Origin of the sequence: Methylocapsa aurea (genome assembly GCF_000746085.1) — a bacterium.
Lineage (GTDB): Bacteria > Pseudomonadota > Alphaproteobacteria > Rhizobiales > Beijerinckiaceae > Methylocapsa > Methylocapsa aurea.
In genome coordinates this window covers 20,982-45,070 of record NZ_JQKO01000013.1, presented here as the reverse complement: position 1 = coordinate 45,070, position 24,089 = coordinate 20,982, and the positions used below count along the sequence as shown (strand labels likewise).

Sequence of the window (24,089 nt, the reverse complement as noted above, 5' to 3'; positions counted from 1 at the left end):
GTCTTGAGCCAAGGCCTTAACCGCCCTGGAGCCAATGGGGCGGCGTGGTCTTGGCGAAATAGGGCAATGCCTCGATCCGCGTCATCCATAGGCGAATGCCCTCGGGAACCACGACGCCAACTCTGTAGCCGGGTTGTCTGGCTTCGATGCGCCCGATAATGGCGGCAAGCGGATAGAGCGCGAAATCGGCGGCCGAGGGCTCCGCGCCAGCCGCGAAAGGGCCTACAAACGAGCACTCGAGCAGCATGAATTCACCGGCGAGCATGGACTTGATCTCTTCAATGATTGCAGCGTCCGGACTTTCCTCGCGTGGCGTGATCAATTCGACGACAAGCTTGCGCACCAGCGGATAGACGTAGCTGTCGGCCTCGCCAGCGAGGCGCCGGGCGAGCCCGCGGCTGCGAATCTCAGAGGGCCATAATGGCTTGCCGGACTGCGGATATTTATCCTCGAGATACTCAACGATCGCGCCAGATTCATAGAGCGCGAAATTGTCATCGATGATCGCCGGGACTTTGCCGCGCGGATTGATGGCCGTGAACTCCGGCCGCTTCAGATCCCCGGCGTCGGCCGACAAGGTGCGCAAGTCATATGCGAGTTGCTTTCGCTCCAACGCCAGCCAGACCTTCCATGAGAAGGGCGAGCCGGAAAGATAGTAAAAGGTAATGGTCATGCGTTGCCGCCCGATTCGGTGAGACTAGAGCCCTTCCCGATCAGATGGAATCATCTGATCGAATAGGAATCGCTACGATTTCAAAGAGTCGGAGCATGTTCTTATGAGGCAGCGGATATATCCGATGTCTAAATATCGAAAAAGTCGGTCAACTTTTTTAAGAACATGCTCTAGAGCCAGCCGAGGACGCGCCCCGCCATGACCATTTGGCAACCAAATCCAATGGCGAAGGCGGCCGTGCGCAACAACGGGATTCCAAACGCATAGATCGCTGCGTGAGCGATGCGGGCGTAGAAAAACATCGAGGCCGCTGCCGCCGTAAGAATCGTGCCGAGCCCCAGCACATGCACGACAATCGCCAGCGGCGCGAACACAACGAGGTTTTCGACCGCGTTCCTGTGCGCATTCGTTAACCTATAGGCCCAATCGGCGCGGGGGCGCAGGTCAGGCATCGGGTTCATCAGCGCTTTCCAGGCTCCCATCTCGCGCATCCGGTTCACGATGATCGGAATCCAAATAAGGCCGGTAAAGCCTGCGCTGAGCGTCGTGTAGAGCAATTCTGGCGAAGTCGCGGCCATGACTTTTTCCTTTCGTCCAGGCCGCTTTGTTCGATATCCGTTGTGGACGAACGTTCGACCGTGGCTTGAGGGTAGCCGCAGAGTTTGATCGCTTATATATCGAATACTAGCAAATTTATTGCAGAAACGATCACTTTGAATCAAAATAGATACTATGCCAATTGCGACGTCTAGCCCATTCAACGATGCGCTCGAGGATTTGCGGATCTCCGGCAGCGTGCTGCTGCATGAGGCCTATGAGCCGCCTTGGGCCATCGACGTTCCCGGTGAAGCAATGCTGCGGCAGATGATCGGCGTTGGATTGGACGTCCGCGTCCTGCCATTCCATCTCGTGCGGCGCGGCGAGTTCCATTTGCGCCATAACGGCCGTGAGCCCGCCCACGTAGAGGCGGAGGAGGTCGCGATCTGCCCAAGCGGCGCGCCCCATCGCATGTCGTTCGGATCGAAGGCCAAGCCCATTTCGCTGGCGCACATCCTGAAAGGCCAAGGTTCAGGGAAGGCGACGACCAAATCCATCGGGACCGAACTCGTCTGTGGCGTCTTTCTCTTGCGGAGCGCGCCCCTCAATCCCATGCTGGCGGCTCTGCCGCCGGTGCTGAAAGTCAAGACGGGCGGACCTGACGCCAATCCGATGCTGATGCGCGCGGCCGAAATGCTGGGGATGGAGCTGGCGCACGGCCGCCGCGGCAGCTTCACCGCGTCAAGGTTGCTGGAGGTGTTCTGCGCCGAGGCGATCAGATCGTACCGGCAGCGAGAGGGAGCGGAGGGTCCCGGCTGGTTCAAAGCCCTTGATGACCCCAGGATCGGAAAGGCGCTTTCGCAGATCCATCAGTGTCCGGGCGCGCCTTGGACGGTAGCGTCATTGGCCGAAGCCATAGCCATGTCGCCGTCGCGTTTCGCCGCGAGGTTTCGCGAGACGACAGGACAGACCGCGATGTCTTATGTAGCGAGCTGGCGCATGAATGTGGCCTGCCGCATCTTACGTGAAACGGATCGCGGCCTTGCGGCAATCGCGGCTGATGTCGGGTATCAGGATGTCGCCGCCTTTAGCCGGGCCTTCAAGGCGCTCGTCGGCGCCAGCCCCGCCAAGTGGCGCGCCAGCCAGCGAAGCTAGAGCATGATGTCGTCCGAAAGCCGATTTCCACTTTTCGGCATCATGCTCTAAACAATCGCTATCGGCCGCCTATGTATAGGGATAGCGTCCAGGACGGGATCCGGGCGAACGGAGGGCTTATGCCAAATTCACAATTTGCGGTCGTCTCCTTGAGCGAAGCCGCGGCCGCGCGGGCGCGCCATCTGATTGAAGCGGCTGGCCGGCCCGTCGCCGGCATTAAGGTCGGCGTGAAGAATGGCGGCTGCGCCGGGATGTCCTATACGCTTGATCTCGCGGATGAAATTCAAGCCGGCGATGAAGTGGTCGAAGACCAAGGCGTGAAAATTCTGATTGCGCCAGCGGATCTGATGTTTCTGCTTGGCACCAAGCTGGATTTCGAGGCAAGCAAATTCGCGTCGAGCTTCCAGTTCCAGAATCCGAACCAGACTGGCGCGTGCGGCTGCGGAGAATCCGTGTCGATCACGCCCGCCGGCCAGCCTTGAGCCAAGTCGCATGTCCATCTTCCCCCTTTGACTAGGACGCGCTCCAGCTCTTATTGGAAAAACGCTCCAGCAGCCGCCTAGCGCGTTTCAAATGCGGCGCGTCGAGCATCTCGCCTTCCAGGCTGACGACGCCGGCTTCCGGGTCGGCCGCGAAAGCGGCGACGACGGCGTGCGCCCTGGCGATGCTTGCTTCTGATGGCGTGAAAACCTCGTTGATGATTTCGACCTGGGCCGGATGAATCGCCATCTTTCCGATAAAGCCGTCGCGCCGCGCCGCCGCGCATTCCAAGCGAAACCCGGCGAGATCGCGAAAGTTTAGATAGACCGTGTCGATCGCCGGGACATCGGCCGCGCTCGCCGCCAGCAGGGTGAGGTTTCGGGCGAGCGCATAGGGGCCTCTATAGGCGCCGTCCTCATCGCGGTTTTCCTCGGCGCCAAGGCAAGCGGCGAGATCCTCGGCGCCCCATGTCAGGCCGGCGAGGCGTTGGCTGGCGCCCGCATAAGTTCCCATGTTGAAGAGCGCAGCCGCTGTCTCCGTGACAATGGGGATGATTTTAATCGCGCCATCGGCGAGGTCGGCTTGCGCCTCCTTCACGGCGAGCATGGCGCCAAGATGCTGGAGCGCTGCGCCATTGACGCATTTGGGGAGAACGACGCCGTCGGGGGCGCCCTCCGCCACGGCCTCGAGATCGGTTTCGATCAGGCCGCTTTCCAATCCATTGACGCGCACATAGAGCAGCGGACGGGGGGACCTGCGCTGCGCCTCTGCGAGAAACTCGGCGGCGAGGCGCCGCGCCTTGGGTTTGGCGCCCAGCGCCACTGAATCTTCAAGGTCGAGAAACAGGCAATCGGCGCCGCTCGCCAACCCTTTCTCGAGTTTCTTTTCGCTATCGGCCGGAACGAAAAGCTGCGAGCGCATGGCGATCCTGCTTGGCGAGGTTTAGGAAAGCCGCTCCGTCACGAAGGCCTGACTTTCATAAGAGCTTGGCGGCGGCACTCGGCGACGAGCTTTCCCTCCTGCTGATAGGCGCGGTGAAGCAATTCGACAATGCCGGCGTCGGCCCTCGATTTCGACAGGCGCTTTGCCATAACCTCGCTTGTCGCATGCAGCGTGTCGCCTTCGAACAAGGGCGCTGGAAACTTGACCTCGGTCATTCCAAGATTGGCGATCGTGGTGCCGAGCGTCAGATCGTTCACCGAAATGCCGATCATCAGGCCGAGCGTGTAGAGAGAGTTTATCAAGGGCCGACCCCATTGCGTTTCCGTCGCGCAAAAATGCGCGTCGATATGGAGCGGCTGTGGATTGAGCGTCATGTTGGAGAACAGCATATTGTCCATCTGAGTGACGGTTTTGGACAAGCGATGCTCGATCCTCGCGCCGACGATGAAATCCTCAAAATAGAGCCCGCCGCGCGGATGGCGGCGCGGCTCCGGCGTCTCTTCGGTTTGGCTCCGATCGCTCATCGGCCCAACTCGGCTTCATCCATCGGCGTCAGGCTCGCGTTCAGGCGCGCCCTCGCGCATGAGGCCGGCGAGCTTGGCGTATTGCAGCAGCAGAATCGTCTTGGCGTCGATGATTTCGCCGCGCTCGATCATCAAAAGCGCTTCATCGAGCGTTGGCTCCAGAATTTCGATATCCTCGCCCTCGGCTTCAATCCCGCCGCCCTGGCCGGTCCGGTCGCGCGCCGCATATTCCGCGACGAAAAAAGTGAGCTTTTCGGCAAAACTTCCCGGACTCATATAGGCCTCGAAGAGCCGGCGCGGATGGCGGATCGCAAAGCCGGTTTCCTCCTCGGCCTCCTGCATGATGCGGCGCTCGGCGTTCTCGCCTTCAAGCCTGCCGGCGCAGACTTCGATGAGGCTTTCCTTTCCGGCTCCGAGAAAGGCAGGCAGCCGGAACTGGCGCACCAGGACCACCGTCGAGCGGCTCCGGTCATAAAGGAGAATCGCGGCGCCGTCGCCGGCATCATAAACCTCTCGCCATAGGTTTTGCAGGCGGCCGTCGAAGCGCCTGCGCTCAAGCGTGATTTTTTCCAACAGGCCGTGTCCCCGCGAAAGGGTTTGCCGTGCGAGGATGCGGATCTTCTCGCTCATGCTTCAATATCCGAACTGTTCGCGCAAGATGCGCTCGTTCAGCGAATGGCCCGGATCATGGAGGAGAACGAGATCGGTCGCATGATCCATCTCGACCGTCACGTTGACGACGTGGCTCAGCTCCAAATTATCTGCGACGGCGGCGACGGGACGCTTGTCGGCTTCGAGAATGTCGATCGTGACATGCGCCTTGTCGGGCAACAGCGCGCCGCGCCAGAGCCGCGGCCGGAACGCCGAGATCGGCGTTAAAACCATCATCGTCGCGTCGAGGGGCAGAATTGGGCCATGCACCGAAAGATTATAGGCGGTTGAACCGACCGGCGTCGCGACGAGGAGGCCGTCGGCGATGAGTTCGCCGAGCCGCTCCTTGCCGTCGATCAAGATGCGCATCTTTGCAGCTTGATAGGATTGGCGCAGCAGCGAAACTTCATTGATCGCCCTGGCCTTGGTGGTTTTGCCCTGCGTGTCGGTCGCGCTCATCAGCAAGGGATGCACCACCGAGGCTTCCGCCTGGTCAAGGCGCTGCTCGAGCTTCGCGCCGCGAAATTCATTCATGAGAAAGCCGACGGAGCCTCGGTTCATCCCATAGATCGGCTTATTCGTTCCCATGAAGCGATGCAGCGACTGCAACATGAGGCCGTCGCCGCCGAGCGCGACGATGACGTCGGCGGCGTCCGGATCGACGTTGCCGTAACGCTCGATGAGTTCCGCTTGCGCTGCGTTGGCCTCCGGCGCGCCGGAAGACAGGAAAGCGATGCGCTCAAAGCGATGTTTTGCGCCCTTGCCAGCGGCCATGTTTTCGAGCTCCAGCAGCAGAGCCTTGACATAGCCGCAAGCGATCCCCGCCGTAAACCCGCCCTGCGGGGCGGGGGCTGGAGCATAATGTCTCTATGCAACCACATCGGCGCGATCGCCGGCGAGGAGGAGTTGCGGAGCTTGCGCAAAAGTCCAGCCGTCGCCGCGCCGGTCAAAAATCCACACCAGATCGACGCGCTCGAAAGGCCAATATTGCGGCGCGGTCGTCTGGTCGCCGAGGATCGCGTTGGCGATCTTATGCATGGTGAGATGTTTCCAGGCGATCAAGGCGGGGCCGGGACTGGCCATTGCTTTCTCGACGAGGGCTGGCTCCTCGCCTTCGTAATAGTCGACGTCAATGTCAAGCTGAAGCAGTTCGGCGAGCGGCCACAAAGTGTGCTGTGGCCGAAGGCTCGGCGCGAGCGGCCCCGCTTTGCAAGCGAACAGCGCCTTGGGCGTCGCCAGGGCCGGGTGAGCGAACCGATTGTCGATCGGCGCGAAAAAACGAACGAGGGCGCCGGCGCGTTGCCAGCCGCGGACGGTGAGCCCCTCCTTGTTCTTGCGGCCATCTAACGACACGCCGCGAAATTTCTTGTCTGGGCTCGGCCTTTCCGAGTGCCGGATCAGCATGATCTTGTCGCAGGTCATCGCGGGTAGGTCCGGTCGTTGCGCATGATCCGAAGCGCAAGTGGAATAGAGCGATTGCCGAGGCGGCGCCGGCGCCGGCGCCGCAACTTGTTTCGCGTTGATAGGCGCGGCTCAGGAACGGAGAGCGGCGGTTACTGCCTTCTTTTCCACATGAAAGTATATGGAGCCTGCCTGACCAGTTTGCCCAACATGATCCCGGCGAATCTGCCGATCACCAGCCAGCAGAAGGTCCACAAGCGCACCCAGAATGATATCACTCCCCAGGTTTCAGACATGAAAACCTCCCTTGCAGCGCGATCCAAGAAAGCAGCGGCGTCGTGCCGAGATCAGCATCAAGATACGCATCTTGAGTGAATTCTTAGACGCCGGATAAGTTCATCTAAGGGAAGGCGCTTCAAATTATGTTTACAAGAGGAGACCTTACTATCCTATTAAATCAAAAAAGGTGCGATCGCGCACTTGTCCTATACTTAGCGATAGCTGCGCCATTCTTTTTCGGCTAGTCGAGAAGGCCAGCGAAATCATGGCCGCCGTCCGGCTGGAGCGGGAGTGGTTTCACCCAAACCACGGCGTCATGGGGCAATGGCCCGTGAAGATGCGGGAAAAGCGCGCCGCCGCGCGAGGGCTCGAAGCGGAGTTCTTCGCCGAGGATTTCCGGGTCCACGGCGATGAGGACGAGGTCGTCCTGCCCGGCGAAATATTTTGCGGCGGTCTCTTGCGCCTGTTCGGCGGTGGAGAAATGAATGAAGCCGTCGGCGATATCGACAGGCGCGCCTTCGAAGCGGCCTTTGTCCTGAGCTTTGCGCCACAGCGCCGCTGGAGCAATCTTGTAAATCAATGCCATTATCAATTTCGCTCCTTGGCGCAAATTCTCGGTGAGTTAGAGCGGGATGCGAAAAAGTGGACTCCGGTTTTTCGCGTCAAATCCCACTCTCTTCTCAACAATAGATCACGTTTCATGCTTTCGGATGTTTCCATCTAAAAGCATCGTGATCTAGGCAGCCGTCTCGGCGGCTTGCTTCACCTCGGCCAGTAGCTTGCGCGCCTCGACGATTTCCTCGTCCCCGATGACATGCGGCCGGTCGGTAAAAATATGCGATCGGATCAGCGCGCCGCCGGCCTGCAGCGTCTTGATCGTGGCGCGGGCGCGCTCGACCGGCGCTTGTTCGTCGCTCTCGCTGGCGCTGACATAGACCGGGACGCCGAGGAGCCCGGAGCCGGGCCTGCGCCCGATGGCGCCAATGTCCATCAAGCCGCCGCTCAGGATCAGCGCGCCGCCATAGGATCGCGGATTGCGCACCAGGAACTCCGCGGTGAGGCAGGCGCCTTGGGAAAAGCCGCCGAGAATGATGCGGTCCAGCGCGAGCCCACGGCCGCGAACGCTATCGAGGATGGCGCCATAATGCGCGAGCGACTGCCCGAGTTGGGGCTGATTCTCCTCGACGGGTTCGAGAAAGCTCTTCGGAAACCAGCCGCCGCTTTCAGCGCGCGGAAATAGAAAGCGGATTCCATCGCAGCCGATTTTTTCGGCGAACTCCTGGCAATCGTCGCGGGTTTGCCCATGCCCATGCATGAAGATCAATGCGGCCTGCGCGCGCGCCCAATCGGCGCTAAACTCAAGCGGGTCCAAAAAATCCATGCTCTGTTCCCCCTTGGACCCGGTTTATCGTTGCGCCAGAAACGTCTCATGCTCGCGCACGAGATCGCCTTGGAGCGCATCGGCGATCAGCTTACGGGTCTCCGCGATCCCATAGAGCGCCACGAACGAGCCAAAACGCGGGCCGCGGCTTTCGCCGAGCAGCACGGCGTAAAGCATGGTGAACCAATCGTTCGAAACGCCGGGACGCTCCGGGCTGGCGCCCTTTGCTTTCATATCCTGATAGCGGGGAATTTCTCGGGCGATGTCGTAGAGCGCGGTTTGAATCTCTTCGGCAGTTGCTGTTTGGGGAAGGGCGCCGAGCATCGCGGACAGCTCGAGCAGAGCCTCGCGTTCGACATCGTCCGGCGCGCGATAGGCCTTCGCCGGACGCACGAAATCGCGGAAATAGCGCACCGCATAGGACACCAGCCGGTCAAGGCGAGGGTGCGTGGCGCCCGAAACGCCTGGCGCGTAGCGGCGCAGAAAGGCCCAGAGCACTTGCGGATCCTCGCTATTGGCGACGGCGGCGAGGTTCAAGAGCATGCCAAATGTGATCACGGTTCCGGAGCCGCCTTCATGGCGCAGAATTTCGGGCTCGGGCGGCGCGCCCGAATGGATGTGCCAGACCGGATTGCCCAGACGCTCCTTGATCTCCTGCCTCGGATAGGCGTCGAGAAAAGTCAGATAATCGTCGACGGCGCGGGGAATGGCGTCGAAATAGAGCCGCTTTGCGGCGGTCGGCTTCTGATACATGAAAAGCGAAAGACTTTCGGGGCTGGCGTAGGTGAGCCAGTCCTCGATGGTCAGGCCATTGCCTTTCGACTTTGAAATTTTTTGTCCCTTTTCGTCGAGGAACAATTCATAGTTGAACCCTTCCGGCGGCGCGCCGCCGAGCGCCCGGACGATCTGGCCCGACAGCTTGACGGAATCGATCAAGTCCTTGCCGGCCATTTCATAGTCGATTCCAAGCGCATACCAGCGCATCGCCCAATCCGGCTTCCATTGCAGCTTGCATTTGCCGCCGGTCACCGGCGTCACGAACCGCTCGTCGGTTGCCGGATCGCGCCAAGCGAGCGTCCCGGCGGCGACGTCGATCGCCTCGATGGGAACCTGCATGACGATGCGGGTTTGCGGATGGATCGGAAGGAAAGGCGAATAGGTCGCCGCTCTCTCCTCGCGGAAGGTCGGCAGCATGATCGCCATCACCTCGTCGTAATGGGCGAGGAGGTGGAGCAGCGCGGCGTCGAACCGCCCCGAATTATAGTAGTCAGTTGCGGAGGCGAATTCATATTCGAACCCGAACTGGTCGAGAAAGGCGCGCAACCGCGCATTATTATGCGCGCCGAAACTCGCATGCGCGCCAAAAGGATCGGGCACCTCGGTCAGGGGCTTGCCGAGATGGGCGGCGATCATCTCCCTGTTGGGAATATTGTCGGGGACCTTGCGCAGTCCGTCCATATCGTCCGAAAAAGCGATCAGGCGGGTTTTAATCTCATCCTGCGTCAGCACCCGGAAGGCGTGCCGCACCATGGTCGTGCGGGCGACCTCGCCGAAGGTTCCGATATGGGGCAGGCCGGAAGGGCCATATCCGGTTTCGAAGAGCACTTCGGTCTGGCCTTTGGCCTCGACCCGGCGAAGGATCTTGCGCGCCTCCTCAAACGGCCAAGCATTGGCTTGCCCTGCGAAATTGAGAAGTGAAAGCTGCGCCGCGGCCGGCTGTGCGGCGGAAGGCGTTGCGGCCGAAGACATGGCGTTTCCTTGGAAAGGCGGAAAATAGCCCGGCTCCATCAAGGACGGCGAGCGACGGCGCGAACGATAGGAAGCGCAAGCCATCGCGTCAATTGGTTCGGCGGGGTCGCGCGCCGCTAGAGCATCATCCCAAAGGAGCGCGGCGCCGGCTGCGCGCTTTCAATGCGTCCCGCCGGCGTCGTCGTGGACGCGCGCCCAGATCTTCCGCTTCACGAAGTATAAAAGCCCTGCAAACACGCAAAGGAAGACAAGGACGCGGAAGCCGATGGCCTTGCGCTCCTCGAGCTTGGGTTCGGCCGTCCACATCAGAAAGGCGGAAACATCCTTGGCGTATTGGCGGACCGTCTTGGGCGAGCCATCGGCGTAATCGACGGCACCATCGCTCAGCGGATTGGGCATGGCGATCTTGTGACCCGGGAAATATTCGTTCCAGTTCGGATCCTCGGAGCGCGCATAGCCGGTCAGCAGCGCATAGATATAATCGGCGCCATGCTCTTGATATTGAATGATCGGGTCGACCAGAAACAGCGGAAAGCCGCGGTGGTAGGTCCGGGCCTTGGCGATCACCGAGAGGTCTGGGGGCAGAGCGCCGAAGGCCGCCCGCGCCGCCTGCGCATTGGGAAAATTCCAGGGGAAATAATCGGACAGCCGTCCAGGCCGTTCGAACATATCTCCGGCGTCGTTGGGGCCGTCCTTGATCTTATAGTCGGCGGCGAGCGCTTTTGCCTGCGCTTCCGAGAAGTCGGGGCCGCCTGGAGCGGCCAGATCGCGGAAGGCGATCGATTTCAGCGAATGGCAGGTTGCGCAAACCTCGCGAAAGACCTGCAAGCCGCGTTGAAGCTGCGCCTGATCGAACTTGCCGAAGGGGCCATAAAAGCTCCAAGCCTGACGCTTGGGCGTTTTCACATCATGCGATCCGGCCGGGGCGTTTGTCGCGGCGTCGTCCGAGGCGAGCCCCTTCGTCCCGCTGGCGGCCAGAACAAGCATCGCGATGAGGGCGAGGGCCACTCCGGCGCCAACGCGCATTTTCCTGGGAAACAAGCTCATGAACGCTTTCCTTGTGGACATCCGCCGTTGGGCTTCAGCCGCTCTTCCTAGGGTGGGCCGGGTTGGCGTCCGCGTGAATCGCCTCTTTTGGCGGGCCGAGCACCGAATCGGCGATCGAGGCGGGAAGGGGCCGTGGCTTCTCGTAGATGCCAAGCAGGGGCAAAATCACCAGAAAGTGGAGGAAATAATAAGCGGTGAGGAGACGCGCGGCCAGGACATAAACGCCCTCCGGCGGCTGCGCGCCGACATAGCCAAGAAGCACGGCGCAAACGACGAAAGCCCAGAATGCGATCTTGTAGAGGGGACGATAGACCGCCGATTTGATCCGCGAGCTATCGAGCCAGGGGAGAAAAGCAAAGATCAACACTGCGGCGAACATGGCGATCGTGCCGCCGAGCTTCGAGGGGATCGAGCGCAAAATCGCGTAGAATGGCAAATAATACCATTCCGGCACGATATGGGCCGGCGTCTGCAACGGATTAGCCTCGATGTAATTGTCGGCGTGGTTGAGATAGTTCGGAACGTAGAAAATAAACCAGGAAAAAAAGATCAGGAAACAGGCCAGCGCGAAACCATCCTTGACCGTGAAATAGGGATGGAACGGCAGCGTATCCTTGGCGGTCTTCGGCTCCAGCCCGGTTGGGTTGTTAGAGCCGGGAACATGCAAGGCCCAGATATGCAACACCACTACGCCGGCGATCATGAAGGGCAGCAGATAATGGAGCGAGAAGAAGCGATTGAGGGTCGCGTTGTCGACGGCGTAGCCGCCCCACAGCCATGTCGTGATGGAATCGCCGACAAAGGGCACCGCCGAAAACAGGCTGGTGATGACGGTCGCGCCCCAGAAGCTCATCTGGCCCCAAGGCAGGACATAGCCCATGAAGGCGGTTGCTATCGTCAAGAGGTAGATGAGGATGCCGAGCAGCCAGAGCACCTCGCGCGGCTCCTTGTAAGAGCCGTAATACATGCCCCGAAACATGTGGATGTAGAGCGCGACGAAGAACATCGAGGCGCCGTTCGCATGCGCGTAGCGGAACAGCCAGCCATAGTTCACGTCGCGCATGATATGCTCGACCGATGCAAACGCCAGGCTGGCCTGCGGCGTGTAATGCATGACGAGAACCACGCCTGTAGCGATCTGCGCCGCGAGCATGAAGGACAGGATGCCGCCGAAGGTCCACCAGTAGTTCAAATTGCGCGGATTGGGGAAAACGACAAAGGAGGAGTGCAGCAGGCCGAGGATCGGCAAACGGCGTTCAAGCCATTGGGCCGCAGGGTGTGTCGGGACGTAGGTCGGATGTCCGCTCATGCTCTCGTCTCTGCTCGGGGGATTGGGTCGGCGAGCTCGGCGTATAAACCAGCGCGGCTGAAGGCTAGCCTATCGTGACTTTGGCGTCGCCTGCGAACTTATAGGGTGGAATAGCAAGGTTGGAGGGAGCCGGACCTTGCCGGATGCGCCCGGAGGCGTCATAGACCGAGCCATGACAAGGGCAAAAATAGCCGTTATAGGGACCTTCGTTGCCGATCGGCACGCAGCCGAGATGGGTGCAAATGCCGACGACGATCAGCCACTCGGGATTGGGCGCGCGCGATTCGTCGGTGGCCGGATCGGGCAGTTCGCTCAAGGGAGTTGCGCGGGCGGCTTCGATTTCCGCTGGCGTCCGGTGCGATATGAAGACCGGCTTGCCGCGCCATTTGACGGTGACGATCTGACCCGGCGCGATATTGCCGATGTCGACTTCGATGGACGCGGCCGCCAAGGTCGTCGCATCGGGGCTCATCTGGCTGAGGAAAGGCCAGACAGCGGCGGCGGCGCCGACAACGCCGACGGCGCCCGTCGCGATAAACAGAAAATCCCTTCGGGTCGGTTCGTCCGTTATCGTGCTGGCTACCATTGAACCCTCGAATTGGAGCGACGCCCTTACGAACTATTCAAGCGGCGTAAAAGAATCAATATGCTTTATTTTGTGCGCATTGCCGCGCGATAGGGCGCTTCGCCGCCCCGCCGCCGCCGCGCAGCCATGGGCGGGCAGGCCATGAGCCGGCGAGCCGCGCCGCGCGAATGTGATGCGCCCATCGTTGAAATTCCTCCGCTCTCGACGTTCATCCGATGGGTCCTATCGCAAACATGCCGCCTGACCAAGCTACGCCGCCGCTGATGCTCGCGCTCTTTCAGCCGGACATTCCGCAAAACACCGGAACAATTTTGCGCATGTGCGCCTGCCTTGGCCTGGCCGCCGCGATCATCGAACCGGCCGGTTTCCCCGTGAGCGACCGGCATTTCCGCCGCGCCGGCATGGATTATCTTTCGCATGTCGACCTAGCGCGCTACCCGTCTTGGACCGCTTTCGAGGCATGGCGGCGCGCGCGCGGCCGCCGCCTGCTCTTGCTCTCGACCAAGGCGAGCCTCGCCTACACGCGTTTCAGCTTTGGCGATGGCGACATTTTGCTCCTCGGCCGCGAATCGGCCGGGGTGCCGGCCGACATCCATGCGGCGGCGGACGCGCGCCTCGTCATCCCGTTGAAAGAGCCGATGCGGTCGCTGAACGTCGCCGTCGCTGCCGCCATGGTCGCGGGGGAAGCTCTGCGGCAATTGGATCTCGTGTGAGCGCGCACAGCCGGCCCGGGTTAAATTTTCGTATCCTTCCTGCATTGCTTGAAGGAGGGCGTCATGTCGAAAGCCATCGATTATTTCAAGGGATTCTTGCAAATCGCGTTCGGTCTCGTTTTTTTGACCTTGATCCTGGGCGCATTCTCGGACATCGAAACCGCGGCTCAGCGGTTGCTCCAGCGGGCCTCGCCGCCATCCTCGCTCGAATTCGCGGGCTTCAAGGTCGATTTCACTCCAAGCGCCGTGGCGCTGGGGCTCGAAATGGATAATGTGCCCGTTGATGAGCAAAAGCCGGTCTTGGACAAGATCCATAGCCTCAGTTCCGACGCGTTCGTCCGTCTGATGAGCGTTGGCCAGCTTGACAATCTGTGCGACTACGACCGCGCTTCGGCCAAAATGCGCACCGACATCGCCCTCGACTACGGATTGAGCGCCGAGGGCCTGACAACGATCGAATCAAGTCCCGCGCTTCTGGACTCGGTGCGGCGCCAGCGCGCCGAGATGGCCGCGCGCGGAGAGGTCCTGGAAAATGGCGATCCGCGCGACTGCTATAAAATGAAGCTCACCGCGCTCGGGGCCAATGTGAAGACCGTGATCGTGAGGAATTTGGCGCCGGCGTTCAAAGCCATTTCGCCGGCCGGAAACAGCTTGGTCGCGATGAAATAGGGGTTTTGGAAACGGCGCTCCTGCGGCTACGACTCAGCTAGAAGGCGCGCGCATTCGAATGATCGAAATTTGCCGAATGGTCCAGACAGCGGGTTGATTTGCCGCAATCTCAATCCTTGTTTACCGACATATTCTCGCGGCGCAAATCATCCGCCGCCAACCCGGCTCGAGCCTCGAAAGCGCCATTGAATGCCTGACCCAACGATCAGCGACCGCCGCAAAGACGAGGCCAGCGCCTGGTTTGTGGCGCTGCAGGAAAAAATCATCGCCGCCTTCGAGCTTTTGGAGGAGGAGGCGGAGGGCCCCTTCGCCAAGCCGGACATGGCGGCCGGGCGCTTCTCGACAAAGCTCTGGCGCAGGACGAACGAGACCGGGGGCGATGGCGGCGGCGGCCGCATGGCTTTGCTTGCTGGCCGCGTCTTCGAGAAAATGGCGGTTCATACGTCAACGGTTTTCGGGGCCTTCCCGCCGGAATTCGCCAAGCAGATTCCCGGAGCGGAAGAGGATCCGCGCTTCTGGGCCTCGGGGGTCTCCTTGATCGCTCACCCGTGGAACCCGAATGTTCCGGTCGTGCATATGAACACGCGTTATGTGGAAACCAGCAGGGCATGGTTCGGCGGCGGCGCCGACCTGACCCCGGTGCTCGACAGCCGCCGCGCGCAAAGCGATCCCGACGCCCAGGATTTCCACGCCGCGATGAAGCGCGCCTGCAACGACGCCCAGAACCCCGCCGCCGACTACGAGAAATATAAGCAATGGTGTGATGAATATTTCTATTTGAAGCATCGCTCGGAGCCGCGCGGGATCGGCGGGATTTTTTACGATTATCTCGATTGTCCAGCAGGCGACGATCCGGTCTTTGCTAAAAATTTCGCTTTCACTCGCGCCGTCGGGATGGGTTTCCTTTCGATCTATCCCGAACTTGTGCGTCGCAATATGGCGCTTGTCTGGACGTCGGCCGATCGCGAGGAGCAATTGGTGCGGCGCGGCCGTTATGTTGAATTCAACCTGCTCTATGATCGAGGCACGATCTTCGGCCTGAAGACCGGCGGCAATGTCGAGGCAATCCTGTCGTCTCTGCCGCCGCTGGTGATGTGGCCCTGAACAGGGCGTGACCCGACTTTTGGCGCGATGCCGATACGCGCCTGTCATACTCCTTGCCTAAACACAGGCTGTTCCTGAGGATCGGCGCGCTTTCTGGCTATTGCTTGGCCGTGCGCCGCCAAACATCGGCCACAAGACACTCAGCCAAGAGCGAGAGGCGAATCCATGACCGAATCGAGCAGCCAACCGACGGATTTCAAACCCGGCGACATTGTTCAGTTGAAATCCGGGGGGCCGGCGATGACGGTCGTCGCCGTCGGAGGAGAGGGCGTGCATTGCTTGTGGTACGCGGAGCTAAGCGATGAAGTGAAAACCAGCACGCTTCCCGCCATCAGCCTCGAATCCATCACCATCCTCGACGACGAAGACAATGATGACGACGAGGATGATGACGACTCCAGGGGCAAGAAGCGAGACGGCAAGAAGAAACGTCACGGCGACGGCTGACGCTCCCTTCTCAAACCGGACGGCGCCCCCCCCGCGGATGTCGCAGCGCGATTCGTTCGCTGGTCCCGCAAATCGAGCTTGCGGACTAAAGCCCCGCCAAGGCAAGGGTCCCGGCATATCCCGCCGGGACTTCGATCGGCTCGATCCGGGTCATGGCGAGAGCTGGCGTGAAACAGGCGGATGTAGGGTGAATCTTGACTCCGTCTTGCGTCAATTCGACGGAAAAATCCTTCAAATTGGTGGAGATCCCGACCCCGAACGCTTTCAGGACCGCTTCCTTGCAGGTCCATATTTTGTAGAAGGCGCGCAGCCGCGCCGGCGCATCAAGCGCACTGAGAAAAGCAAATTCGTCTTCACAAAAAAAAGTCCGCGCCAAAGCGAGTTCGTCCATATTTTCTCGGATGATTTCGATGTCGACTCCGATCGGACGCTCGGATGAAATCCCAATCAGCGCCAGCGCGCCGGAGTGGGAGACATTGAAATGGAGGTCTGGCCTGCCCTTGAGGCCGGGCTTGCCATAAGGCCCGGTTGAAAATTCGATCTCCTCCGGCGCCTGGCCGGCGGCTTGCCCGACCAGGGTTCGCAAGGCGGCGCGAGCCAGGATAAAACGGGTCCGATCCACGGCGAAGTGGAACCTGTCGGCGCGATCCCTTTCGTCCTGGGAAAGAAGGCTCATTTGGCCGGGCGGGGGGCCATCTTCGTTGGAGACGCCTACGAGCCAGAGGTTGGCGCTGTCCGTGGTCCCGATGCGCTGCGCCGGACCCGCCAGGCCAAGCGGGCATTGAGGTGCGGGCTTTTGGAATGCTGTTTCTCGCATGGGCGCGACGGCGATTTTGAAGGGGCCAAGGGACATTAGAGCATATTCCGAACAGATTGGTTCGATCTGTTCGGAATATGCTCCGACGCTTTAACACTGGAGCGATTTATGATCGATCGAATGACTGCATTCGATCGGAAAGCGCTCTAGAGCATGATGCCGAAAAGTGGAAACCGGTTTTCGGACGACATCATGCTCTAACTCTTTGATGAGAGGCGGATTCAGATTTTGGACGAGATCGCCTTGCGATTCCGTCCAAAATCATCCGGCTCTAGTGATAGATCGGGCTTCACGATGATTCAAAGGAGTTTCGGCAATTCCGAAAATTGAGTTTCAGGTGGGCTGGGCCAATCTGTTGGGCGCGCTCGCCCGTCCGCTCCTGTTCCGCGTCGATCCCGAGATGGCGCATGGGTTGACCATCAAGGCGCTCGCCAGTCTTCCGCTTGCCTCTCCCCCGCCGGACGATCCGCGCCTCGCGGTCAGCGCTTTTGGACTTCTCTTTCGAAACCCGCTGGGGCTCGCGGCAGGCTTCGACAAGAATGGCGAAGTCGTCGACCCCATGCTGCGACTGGGCTTTGGCTTTGCGGAGGTCGGAACAATCACGCCGCTGTCGCAGGCCGGCAATCCGCGCCCGCGCCTGTTTCGCCTCGCGCGGGACCAGGGCGTGATCAATCGCTTTGGCTTCAACAGCGAGGGCCATGGCGCGGTTCACGCGCGCCTCGCCAAGCGCGCGCTTGCGGCGAAGCTGGGATTTGTCGGCGTGAACATTGGCGCGAATAAGGACTCGGCCGATCGGGCGGGCGACTATGTGCGCGGTATCGAGGCCTTTGCCGATGTCGCGGATTATTTCGCGATCAATATTTCCTCGCCCAATACGCCGGGATTGCGGGACTTGCAGGCAGCCGAAGCGCTGGATGATCTTCTCGCCCGCGCGCTCGCCGCCCGCGACAAGGCGGCCGAGGCTTTCGGCCGCAAGCCGGTGCTGGTGAAGATCGCGCCGGACCTCTCGCTCAACGGCCTCGACGCCATAGTCAGATGCGCGCGCGCGCGGAAAATCGATGGCCTGATCGTGTCCAATACGACCCTCTCGCGGCCGCCGACGCTCATCGAAACCGTTTTGGCGCGGCAGGAGGGAGGGCTTTCGGGCCTCCCGCTGTTTCCGCTTTCGACGCAAATGCTGGCCGCCGCCTATCTGCGGGTCGAGAACCAGTTTCCCTTGATTGGCGTCGGCGGCGTCGATAGCGCTCATGCCGCCTTCGCCAAGATCGAGGCGGGTGCGAGTCTCGTGCAATTCTATTCGGCGCTGGCGTTCAAGGGCTCCGGCCTGATCGCTGAGATCAAGCGCGGCCTCCTCCGCCTGATCGAGCAGAAATCCTATCCCCGGCTTGTCGATGCGATCGGCTCCGGCGCGGGAGATTGGGCCAGTGGGAAGGCGGCGGCGGACAGCATCCGGTAACGCCATGCTTGCGTGAGGCCGCGAGCGAGAAGAAAGATCAGCAGGGCCGACCAAAGCCCGGCATTGCCGAAAGGCCGCAGCAGAAAAAAGCCGCCGATATAGAGCGCGAGCGAGACGAGCATCATATTGCGCATGTCGCGCGTCCATGTCGCGCCGATGAAGACCCCGTCGAATTCGAAAGCGAGCGCCCCGGCGAGCGGCGTCAGCGCGGCGAACAAGAGATATTCGCGCGCGAGGGCGCGCACTTCGGGGCTGGTCGTCAGAAAATCGATGAACGCGCCGCCGCCCGCGAGCGCCGCCAGCGACACGGCGGCGGAAAAAGCGAGGCACCAGAAGGCGGTGAGGCGCACCGCCTTGGCGAAGCCGGCGCCGTCGCGGGCGCCGAAGGATTGGCCGCACATCTGCTCGGCGGCGGTCGCGAAGCCATCGAGGAAATAGGCGGCGACGAGAAACAGATTGAGCAAAATGGCGTTGGCGGCGAGCGTGGCGTCGCCGCCCTTCGCGCCTTGCGCGGTGAAGAAGGCGAAGGCGAAGAGAAGCGCCATTGTGCGGATCATGATGTCGCCATTGACCGCAAACATTCGGGCAAGTTTTTCGTGCTCGAAAATGAGGCCGCGGTCGATTGGGAAGAGATCGCCATAGATGCGCCGGACGACCAAGAAGCCGGCGAGGGCGCCCAAGGCCTCGGCCAAAAGCGTTCCGGCTGCGGAGCCTTGCACGCCGAGCCCGAGGCCATAAACGAAGGCTAAGTTGAAGGCGATGTTGACGAGATTGATTCCGACCTGAAGCGCGAGCGCCACATCGGTCCTGCCGCGTCCGGTGATCGCGCCGAGCACGGCGTAATTGACAAGAACGAAAGGCGCCGACCAGATCCGGACATCGAAATAGAGCCGCGCCGCGTGGGTCACTTCCGGGCTGGCGTCAAGCGCGGCGAAAGCCGCGCCCGCGATCGCCGCTTGCAGGCAGATCAGGCCGATTCCAATGCAAAAGCCAATGATCAGGGCGCGTAGAAAAGTGGCGCGCTGCTCGGCGCGGTCGCCTGCGCCCAGCGCCTGCGCGGTGAGCCCCGCAGTTCCCATGCGCAGGAAACCGAAGCTCCAGAAGATAAAATCGAAAATGACCGCCGCCGCGGCGATCGCGCCGAGAAGATGGGCCTCGCCGAGCCGGCCGATGATCGCCGCATCGGCGACGCCGAGCAAGGGCGTCGACAAATGCGCGAGCGTCATCGGCAGCGCGAGCCGGATCACGCGCGAATGGCTGACCTCGACGGGGTTGACGGTCGGTTCAGCGCCCACGTCAGAGACGGCCCAAGTTAAAGTCAGTCAAATTCAGCGGCCATCGCGCATGTTCAGGAGCCGCAGCGCCAGCCACACGGGAACGACGATCGCGGCCCCGACGATGATATAGTTCGCGACCTCCCGGATGGCGTCGAAACCGAGCGCCCAGATGCGATTGATGAGGTCGATCACCCCGCGAAAAATATCCTGCGGCCGGATGTCGAACCACATCAGGAAGGCGCCGACGATCAGGGATACGAAGAGGAGGCGCAGGAAGACCGAGCCGGGCGAGCCGCCGAGGAAACGGTTGAGGGGAGGCTCGTCTTTTCGCGCTCGCGATTCGTCCTGGCGCCAATGCGGCTCGGTTGGCCCGCTGGACGCGCCTGGCCAATGGGGAGGCGCGTCTGGCGCGGACCGGTGATCGTCGCTCATGGAAAACCTCGTGGAGAATCTGGCTGACTGGAAAGTTTAGGCGACAGCGCGCTTCAAGTCATCTCGATGGCGAGCGCCGTCGCCTCGCCGCCGCCGATGCAAAGGGCGGCGGCGCCGCGTTTCAAGCCATATTTCTTCAATGCCGCCAGGAGCGTCGCGACGATCCGAGCGCCTGAAGCGCCAATGGGATGGCCAAGCGCGCAGGCGCCCCCATGCACATTGACCTTCTCATGCGGGAGCGCAAGTTCGCGCATCGCCGCCATCGTCACGACGGCGAAGGCCTCATTGATTTCGAATAGGTCGACGTCCGGCAAGGACCAGCCGGTCTTGTCCATCAGCTTGCGCAATGCGCCGATAGGGGCGGTGGCGAATTGATCCGGGGCCTGTGCATGGGTCGCATGGGCGCGGATGATCGCCAGCGCCGACGCGCCGCGCCGCTCCGCGTCCGAACGGCGCATGAGGACGAGCGCCGCTGCGCCATCCGAAATCGAACTCGAATTCGCCGCGGTCACGGTTCCGCCGTCCCTAAAGGCCGGCTTCAGCGTGGAAATCTTGTCGATCCGCGCCTTAAGCGGCTGTTCGTCCTCGGCGATCATCCGGTCGATCTTGCCGGCGGGCGCGGAAACCTGCGCAATTTCGGCCTCGAAACTGCCATCCGCGATCGCCTTTTGCGCCCGCTCCAGCGAACAAAGCGCGAAAGCGTCCTGGGCGGCGCGGGTAAATTGAAAGGCCTCGGCGCAGTCCTCGGCGAAGGCGCCCATCGGCAGGCGCTGGCCATAGGCGTCCTCGAGCCCGTCGAGGAACATATGGTCTATGATCCTGCCATGCCCCATGCGATAGCCGGCCCTGGCGCGATCGAGGAGGTAGGGCGCGTTGGTCATGCTCTCCATGCCGCCGGCCAGCACGATCGCGGCGCTGTCGGCGCGCAGCAGGTCATGCCCGAACATGATGGCCTTCATGCCCGAGCCGCACATTTTATTGATCGTCACGCAACCCGCTGCCTCTGGCAGGCCTGCCTTGAGCGCCGCCTGACGCGCGGGGGCCTGGCCCTGTCCGGCGGACAGGACGCAGCCAAGAATCACTTCATCGATATCTTCGGGCCTCAAGCCGGACCGGGCCACCGCCGCCTTTATCGCGGCGGCGCCGAGGTCGGTGGCCGCGAGACCTTTGAAATCGCCTTGAAAGCCGCCGATCGGCGTGCGTGCGGCGGCGACGATGACGATCGGATCCTGCTCGGGCATGGCTTTATCCCAATCTCCCGGGCGCCAGCGTTGCGCCATGAACGGGGGCTATATAACAAAGGCAGGCGGCGGCTGCCGGGCGGCGGCGCCTCGACACTCGACAAGGATGAGATATGGACCGCATTCTCGTACTCGTGCGCCACGGCCAAAGCGAATGGAATCTGAAAAACCTGTTCACTGGCTGGAAGGATCCAGGTCTCACCGAAAAAGGCGTTGAGGAGGCGCGGTGGGCGGGGCGCAGCCTCAAGGCGCGCGGCCTCGCCTTCGACCGCGCTTTTACATCCGATTTGATGCGCGCCCAGCACTCCTTGCAAATCATGCTCTCCGAACTCGGCGCGCCGGATCTTCCGACCCTGCGGGATCAGGCTCTAAACGAGCGCGACTATGGCGAGCTTTGCGGCCTCAACAAAGATGAAGCGAGGCAGAAATGGGGCGAGAAGCAGGTTCACCTCTGGCGCCGTTCCTACGACATCCAACCTCCAGGCGGCGAGAGCTTGAAGGATACCGTGGCCAGGGTGCTTCCCTATTATTGCCAGACCATTCTCCCGGCGGTGCTGCGCGGCGAGCGCGTTCTTGTCTCGGCGCATGGAAATTCGCTCCGAGCCCTTGCGATGGTGCTCGACCAGCTGAGCCCGCAAACCATTCCCTCGATGGAGATTGCGACCGGGATTCCGCTCGTCTATCGGCTGAAGCCCGACTCGACCGTCGAAACCAAGGATGTTCTGATCCCGTGACGGCTCGTCTGGCTCCGCCGGCGAGCGAAGCGGATGCGGGTTCGCGTTAAAAAAAGACATGGGTTCGCGTTAAGAAAATGCGACGAACACAAGAACTAAACCTGTTTTGTCATTCCGCTGAACCGGGAAGAGCTCCGACGGAGCCTGCCGCGCATTTGCCGCCGGGGCTCGCACATTTCCCGGCCTATCTCGACGCGGCCGCGCAACGCGCCCTTGCCGACGATATCGCCGCGGTGATTGCGCAGGCCCCCTGGTTCACGCCAAGAATGCCGCGCAGCGGCCGCCCCTTTTCGGTCAAGATGACCAATTGCGGCCCGCTTGGCTGGGTGTCGGATCAAGACGGCGGCTATCGCTATCAGCCGACGCATCCGGTGACCGGACAGGCTTGGCCGGCGATCCCCGCGCGCGTCCTAGACGTCTGGCGGGAGATTGCCCAATACCCGCATCCGCCGGAGGCCTGTCTCATCAATTTCTACGATGTCTCGGCGCGGATGGGCCTCCACCAGGATCGCGACGAGGAGGAGTTCGCCGCTCCGGTGGTTTCGATCTCGCTCGGCGATGCATGCGTCTTCCGCTACGGCGGGCTAAAGCGCGCGGATCCCGCCAGCCGGCTGCGCCTTCACTCCGGCGACGTTCTGGCGCTGGGGGGCTCGGCGCGACTTCTGTTTCACGGCGTCGATAAAATTCTTGGCGGCGCATCCGCGCTTCTGCCGGGCGGCGGGAGGATCAACCTCACCTTGCGGCGCGTGACGCGACCTTAGAGCGGGATGCGAAAAAGCAGACTCCGGTTTTTCGCGTTAAATCCCGCTCTCTTCTCAACAATAGATCACGTTTCATGCTTTTGGATGTTTCCATCTAAAAGCACCGTGATCTTGCCTTTGTAAGGCTCAAAAGGGCGGATGAACTTACGCATCTGTCCAACTCTGTTGACTCATGATCCTTTCAGACCATGCGTTAATCTTTTGAACGGGCGGCGATGCCCGCAAGGCAGGGCGGCATCCGCGCTTCGGGAACGGTCATGACGCGGACGCCGGTCTCGTCCTGCATTTCGACTTTGTAGACGAACCGGTCCGCCTGCAGCTCAGGACCGGTGCCGGGAGGGACGCGTGGGGGGGCCTCGTCGAGCATCCGCTCCAGCGCCTGTCGCTGCTCCGGCGACAAGGCGGCGCCATCGCGTTCTCCGCGCAAGATGGCGCCCGCAAAACCGCCCGAGCGTTCAACAATGATTTTCATCGGGCATGCGGCCGATGGTTCTCGGCCTTCTTCTTTCGCGCGCCATGATGGGGCTTTGCCGCCGCTGGCGTCTCGCTTGCCGCGGCGGCGGTCCGTAAACCAGCCGCCTCCAGGGAAGCGCGAGCGCCGCCCGCCGCCGGCATATAGGCCGCGACCGCCATCGGCGATTCGAGCCCAACGTCGGCCCAAGCCTGCGCGATCTTGGCCGCGATCGTCGGATCGTCGGGGAAGAGATCGCGCGCGACGGAAATGGTCTCGGCCGCGCATTTGGGGAAATCGGCGCTGGAGGTCAGCCGCTCCGTCAATGTGACGTACCAGACCCGTCCCGCCTTCTCCCAGGAGTTTCCGCCGATCGCCTTGGCGGCGAGCACAAAAGCCCGGTTGGGGATTCCGGAGTTGAGATGGACGCCGCCATTATCCAGCTCGGTTTCAATGAAATCCCTCATATGCCCTGGCTGCCGGTCCTTGCCGAGCCTTGGATCGTCATAGGCGGTGCCGGGATGGGCCATGTCCCGCAAGGCTCTTCCATTCACGGCGGGCGTCAGGAGGCCGGCCCCGATCAGCCAGTCGGCTTCGGCGGCGTTCTGGCCGAGCGCCCATTGCTTGATCATCGAGCCGAAGACATCGGACATCGATTCATTGAGCGCGCCGGATTGGTCCTGATAGGGCAATTGGGCGGTGAACTGGGTGATCCCATGAGTCAACTCATGGGCGATGACGTCCAGCGAGATCGTGAAGCGGCGGAAGACGACGCCGTCGCCATCGCCGTAAACCATCTGCTGCCCATTCCAGAACGCATTGTCATAGTTCTGGCTGTAATGGACGGAGGAGACCAGCGTCTGCCCATTCCCATCAATGGACTCGCGTCCAAAGACGGTCTTGTAGAAGTCCCATGTCGTGCCGGAATAGTCGAACGCCTCGTTCACGGTTACGTCCGGGCTGGGGTCGGAGCCGGTTTCGGACCGGACGAGATCGCCGGGGAGGTCAGTAAAGTTCTTGCAGTCGAAAATCTGGCGGCGGCGGCCCTGGCGCCGTCTGGCCATTGGCGAGGGCGCGCCCGTGCTGAGCTGTGCGCGAAAAGCCCGCATGCCATTGGTAAGGCTCATGGTGTGGCCGGCGGCGGCGGCGAGTTCCGGATCGCCGCTCGTCGCGAGGCGGCGCAACATTTCCGGCGGAACGATAAAACAGCAGGGACAGCGCGCCTGTCTCAAATCGAAACGATTTTGTCGCATGACTTTCCTCCTATTTTCGT

Annotated in this window: 29 protein-coding genes; 10 read left to right on the top strand and 19 right to left on the bottom strand. The window is 61.5% G+C overall.

What is annotated here, in order from left to right; translation table 11 throughout:
* Window positions 1-16 precede the first annotated feature (16 nt).
* A complete protein-coding gene (locus tag DL86_RS18695) occupies window positions 17-673 on the bottom strand; it encodes a glutathione S-transferase family protein (protein ID WP_051953161.1) in 657 nt (218 codons plus the stop codon).
* Between the two features lie 170 nt (window positions 674-843).
* Window positions 844-1,251 (bottom strand): MAPEG family protein, encoded by a 408-nt coding sequence (locus DL86_RS10405; RefSeq protein WP_036260980.1) that lies wholly within the window; start codon window positions 1,249-1,251, stop codon window positions 844-846.
* A 154-nt stretch (window positions 1,252-1,405) separates the two neighbouring features.
* Between DL86_RS10405 and DL86_RS10400 the strand changes: the two genes are divergently transcribed.
* Entirely contained in the window at window positions 1,406-2,365 is a 960-nt protein-coding gene (locus DL86_RS10400) for an AraC family transcriptional regulator (RefSeq protein ID WP_036260978.1), read from the top strand.
* A gap of 119 nt (window positions 2,366-2,484) precedes the next feature.
* Window positions 2,485-2,847: a HesB/IscA family protein gene (locus DL86_RS10395; protein ID WP_036260976.1), complete on the top strand. Its 363-nt coding sequence runs from the start codon at window positions 2,485-2,487 to the stop codon at window positions 2,845-2,847.
* A gap of 31 nt (window positions 2,848-2,878) precedes the next feature.
* Here the strand turns inward: DL86_RS10395 and DL86_RS10390 are convergent, their stop codons facing one another.
* From DL86_RS10390 to DL86_RS10370, 5 genes are all read right to left on the bottom strand, one after another.
* On the bottom strand, window positions 2,879-3,766 hold the full coding sequence (locus tag DL86_RS10390; protein WP_036260973.1) for an HpcH/HpaI aldolase/citrate lyase family protein: 888 nt from the start codon (window positions 3,764-3,766) through the stop codon (window positions 2,879-2,881).
* A 38-nt stretch (window positions 3,767-3,804) separates the two neighbouring features.
* Entirely contained in the window at window positions 3,805-4,311 is a 507-nt protein-coding gene (locus tag DL86_RS10385; protein ID WP_051953159.1) for a MaoC family dehydratase, read from the bottom strand.
* A 15-nt stretch (window positions 4,312-4,326) separates the two neighbouring features.
* Complete coding sequence (locus tag DL86_RS10380) at window positions 4,327-4,941, bottom strand: NUDIX domain-containing protein (RefSeq protein ID WP_051953157.1); 615 nt, start codon at window positions 4,939-4,941, stop codon at window positions 4,327-4,329.
* A 3-nt stretch (window positions 4,942-4,944) separates the two neighbouring features.
* Window positions 4,945-5,736, bottom strand: a complete 792-nt coding sequence (locus tag DL86_RS10375) for an NAD kinase (RefSeq protein WP_036260970.1) — start codon at window positions 5,734-5,736, stop codon at window positions 4,945-4,947.
* A 93-nt stretch (window positions 5,737-5,829) separates the two neighbouring features.
* A complete protein-coding gene (locus DL86_RS10370; protein WP_036260968.1) occupies window positions 5,830-6,384 on the bottom strand; it encodes a histidine phosphatase family protein in 555 nt (184 codons plus the stop codon).
* An 87-nt stretch (window positions 6,385-6,471) separates the two neighbouring features.
* On the opposite strand from DL86_RS10370, the gene DL86_RS19795 reads away from it, so the two are divergent.
* Window positions 6,472-6,738: a hypothetical protein gene (locus DL86_RS19795; RefSeq protein ID WP_156964576.1), complete on the top strand. Its 267-nt coding sequence runs from the start codon at window positions 6,472-6,474 to the stop codon at window positions 6,736-6,738.
* 145 nt (window positions 6,739-6,883) lie between these two features.
* Here the strand turns inward: DL86_RS19795 and DL86_RS10365 are convergent, their stop codons facing one another.
* From DL86_RS10365 to petA, 6 genes are all read right to left on the bottom strand, one after another.
* Window positions 6,884-7,228 carry a DUF952 domain-containing protein gene (locus tag DL86_RS10365; protein ID WP_036260967.1) on the bottom strand — a complete coding sequence of 115 codons (345 nt, stop codon included), beginning with the start codon at window positions 7,226-7,228 and terminating at the stop codon, window positions 6,884-6,886.
* A gap of 150 nt (window positions 7,229-7,378) precedes the next feature.
* Window positions 7,379-8,023 (bottom strand): alpha/beta hydrolase, encoded by a 645-nt coding sequence (locus DL86_RS10360; RefSeq protein ID WP_036260965.1) that lies wholly within the window; start codon window positions 8,021-8,023, stop codon window positions 7,379-7,381.
* Between the two features lie 24 nt (window positions 8,024-8,047).
* Window positions 8,048-9,772 (bottom strand): lysine--tRNA ligase, encoded by a 1,725-nt coding sequence (locus DL86_RS10355; RefSeq protein ID WP_036261158.1) that lies wholly within the window; start codon window positions 9,770-9,772, stop codon window positions 8,048-8,050.
* Between the two features lie 159 nt (window positions 9,773-9,931).
* On the bottom strand, window positions 9,932-10,819 hold the full coding sequence (locus tag DL86_RS10350) for a cytochrome c1 (protein WP_036260963.1): 888 nt from the start codon (window positions 10,817-10,819) through the stop codon (window positions 9,932-9,934).
* Window positions 10,820-10,853: 34 nt separating this feature from the next.
* Window positions 10,854-12,128, bottom strand: a complete 1,275-nt coding sequence (locus DL86_RS10345; RefSeq protein ID WP_036260962.1) for a cytochrome b — start codon at window positions 12,126-12,128, stop codon at window positions 10,854-10,856.
* Between the two features lie 64 nt (window positions 12,129-12,192).
* Window positions 12,193-12,714 (bottom strand): ubiquinol-cytochrome c reductase iron-sulfur subunit, encoded by a 522-nt coding sequence (petA, locus tag DL86_RS10340; RefSeq protein WP_036260960.1) that lies wholly within the window; start codon window positions 12,712-12,714, stop codon window positions 12,193-12,195.
* 260 nt (window positions 12,715-12,974) lie between these two features.
* Here petA and DL86_RS10335 point away from each other — a divergent pair, with 260 nt between their 5' ends.
* The 4 genes from DL86_RS10335 to DL86_RS10320 all read left to right on the top strand — a co-directional run bounded on the left by DL86_RS10335 (window position 12,975) and on the right by DL86_RS10320 (window position 15,647).
* The gene (locus tag DL86_RS10335) at window positions 12,975-13,427 is read left to right on the top strand and encodes a tRNA (cytidine(34)-2'-O)-methyltransferase (RefSeq protein ID WP_036261156.1); all 453 of its coding nucleotides are present in this window, start codon (window positions 12,975-12,977) and stop codon (window positions 13,425-13,427) included.
* A gap of 63 nt (window positions 13,428-13,490) precedes the next feature.
* Entirely contained in the window at window positions 13,491-14,096 is a 606-nt protein-coding gene (locus tag DL86_RS10330) for a hypothetical protein (protein ID WP_156964575.1), read from the top strand.
* Window positions 14,097-14,285: 189 nt separating this feature from the next.
* The gene (hemF, locus tag DL86_RS10325) at window positions 14,286-15,200 is read left to right on the top strand and encodes an oxygen-dependent coproporphyrinogen oxidase (protein ID WP_036260956.1); all 915 of its coding nucleotides are present in this window, start codon (window positions 14,286-14,288) and stop codon (window positions 15,198-15,200) included.
* A 165-nt stretch (window positions 15,201-15,365) separates the two neighbouring features.
* A complete protein-coding gene (locus DL86_RS10320; protein ID WP_051953152.1) occupies window positions 15,366-15,647 on the top strand; it encodes a YodC family protein in 282 nt (93 codons plus the stop codon).
* 85 nt (window positions 15,648-15,732) lie between these two features.
* Here DL86_RS10320 and DL86_RS18690 read toward each other — a convergent pair whose 3' ends face one another.
* Complete coding sequence (locus DL86_RS18690) at window positions 15,733-16,323, bottom strand: 4'-phosphopantetheinyl transferase family protein (RefSeq protein WP_162180419.1); 591 nt, start codon at window positions 16,321-16,323, stop codon at window positions 15,733-15,735.
* Between the two features lie 478 nt (window positions 16,324-16,801).
* Here DL86_RS18690 and DL86_RS10310 point away from each other — a divergent pair, with 478 nt between their 5' ends.
* Complete coding sequence (locus tag DL86_RS10310) at window positions 16,802-17,920, top strand: quinone-dependent dihydroorotate dehydrogenase (protein WP_280948992.1); 1,119 nt, start codon at window positions 16,802-16,804, stop codon at window positions 17,918-17,920.
* Here the strand turns inward: DL86_RS10310 and DL86_RS10305 are convergent.
* The 3 genes from DL86_RS10305 to DL86_RS10295 are packed head-to-tail and all read right to left on the bottom strand — an operon-like array spanning window position 17,839 to window position 20,870.
* The gene (locus tag DL86_RS10305) at window positions 17,839-19,215 is read right to left on the bottom strand and encodes an MATE family efflux transporter (protein WP_036260954.1); all 1,377 of its coding nucleotides are present in this window, start codon (window positions 19,213-19,215) and stop codon (window positions 17,839-17,841) included. The two genes, DL86_RS10310 and DL86_RS10305, sit on opposite strands and share 82 nt — an antisense overlap.
* Before the next feature lie 33 nt (window positions 19,216-19,248).
* Window positions 19,249-19,629, bottom strand: coding sequence for a DUF6460 domain-containing protein (locus DL86_RS19235; RefSeq protein WP_084572832.1), 381 nt, complete (start codon window positions 19,627-19,629; stop codon window positions 19,249-19,251).
* Between the two features lie 53 nt (window positions 19,630-19,682).
* Window positions 19,683-20,870, bottom strand: coding sequence for an acetyl-CoA C-acyltransferase (locus tag DL86_RS10295; RefSeq protein ID WP_036261146.1), 1,188 nt, complete (start codon window positions 20,868-20,870; stop codon window positions 19,683-19,685).
* Between the two features lie 113 nt (window positions 20,871-20,983).
* On the opposite strand from DL86_RS10295, the gene DL86_RS10290 reads away from it, so the two are divergent.
* Window positions 20,984-21,604 carry a 2,3-bisphosphoglycerate-dependent phosphoglycerate mutase gene (locus DL86_RS10290; protein ID WP_036260952.1) on the top strand — a complete coding sequence of 207 codons (621 nt, stop codon included), beginning with the start codon at window positions 20,984-20,986 and terminating at the stop codon, window positions 21,602-21,604.
* A gap of 77 nt (window positions 21,605-21,681) precedes the next feature.
* Window positions 21,682-22,365 (top strand): alpha-ketoglutarate-dependent dioxygenase AlkB family protein, encoded by a 684-nt coding sequence (locus tag DL86_RS10285; protein WP_084572831.1) that lies wholly within the window; start codon window positions 21,682-21,684, stop codon window positions 22,363-22,365.
* A 193-nt stretch (window positions 22,366-22,558) separates the two neighbouring features.
* Here the strand turns inward: DL86_RS10285 and DL86_RS10280 are convergent, their stop codons facing one another.
* Window positions 22,559-22,837: a protealysin inhibitor emfourin gene (locus tag DL86_RS10280; protein ID WP_036260949.1), complete on the bottom strand. Its 279-nt coding sequence runs from the start codon at window positions 22,835-22,837 to the stop codon at window positions 22,559-22,561.
* Window positions 22,834-24,069: a M4 family metallopeptidase gene (locus tag DL86_RS10275; protein ID WP_084572830.1), complete on the bottom strand. Its 1,236-nt coding sequence runs from the start codon at window positions 24,067-24,069 to the stop codon at window positions 22,834-22,836. Before DL86_RS10275 ends, DL86_RS10280 begins: the two co-directional genes overlap by 4 nt.
* Window positions 24,070-24,089 lie beyond the last annotated feature (20 nt).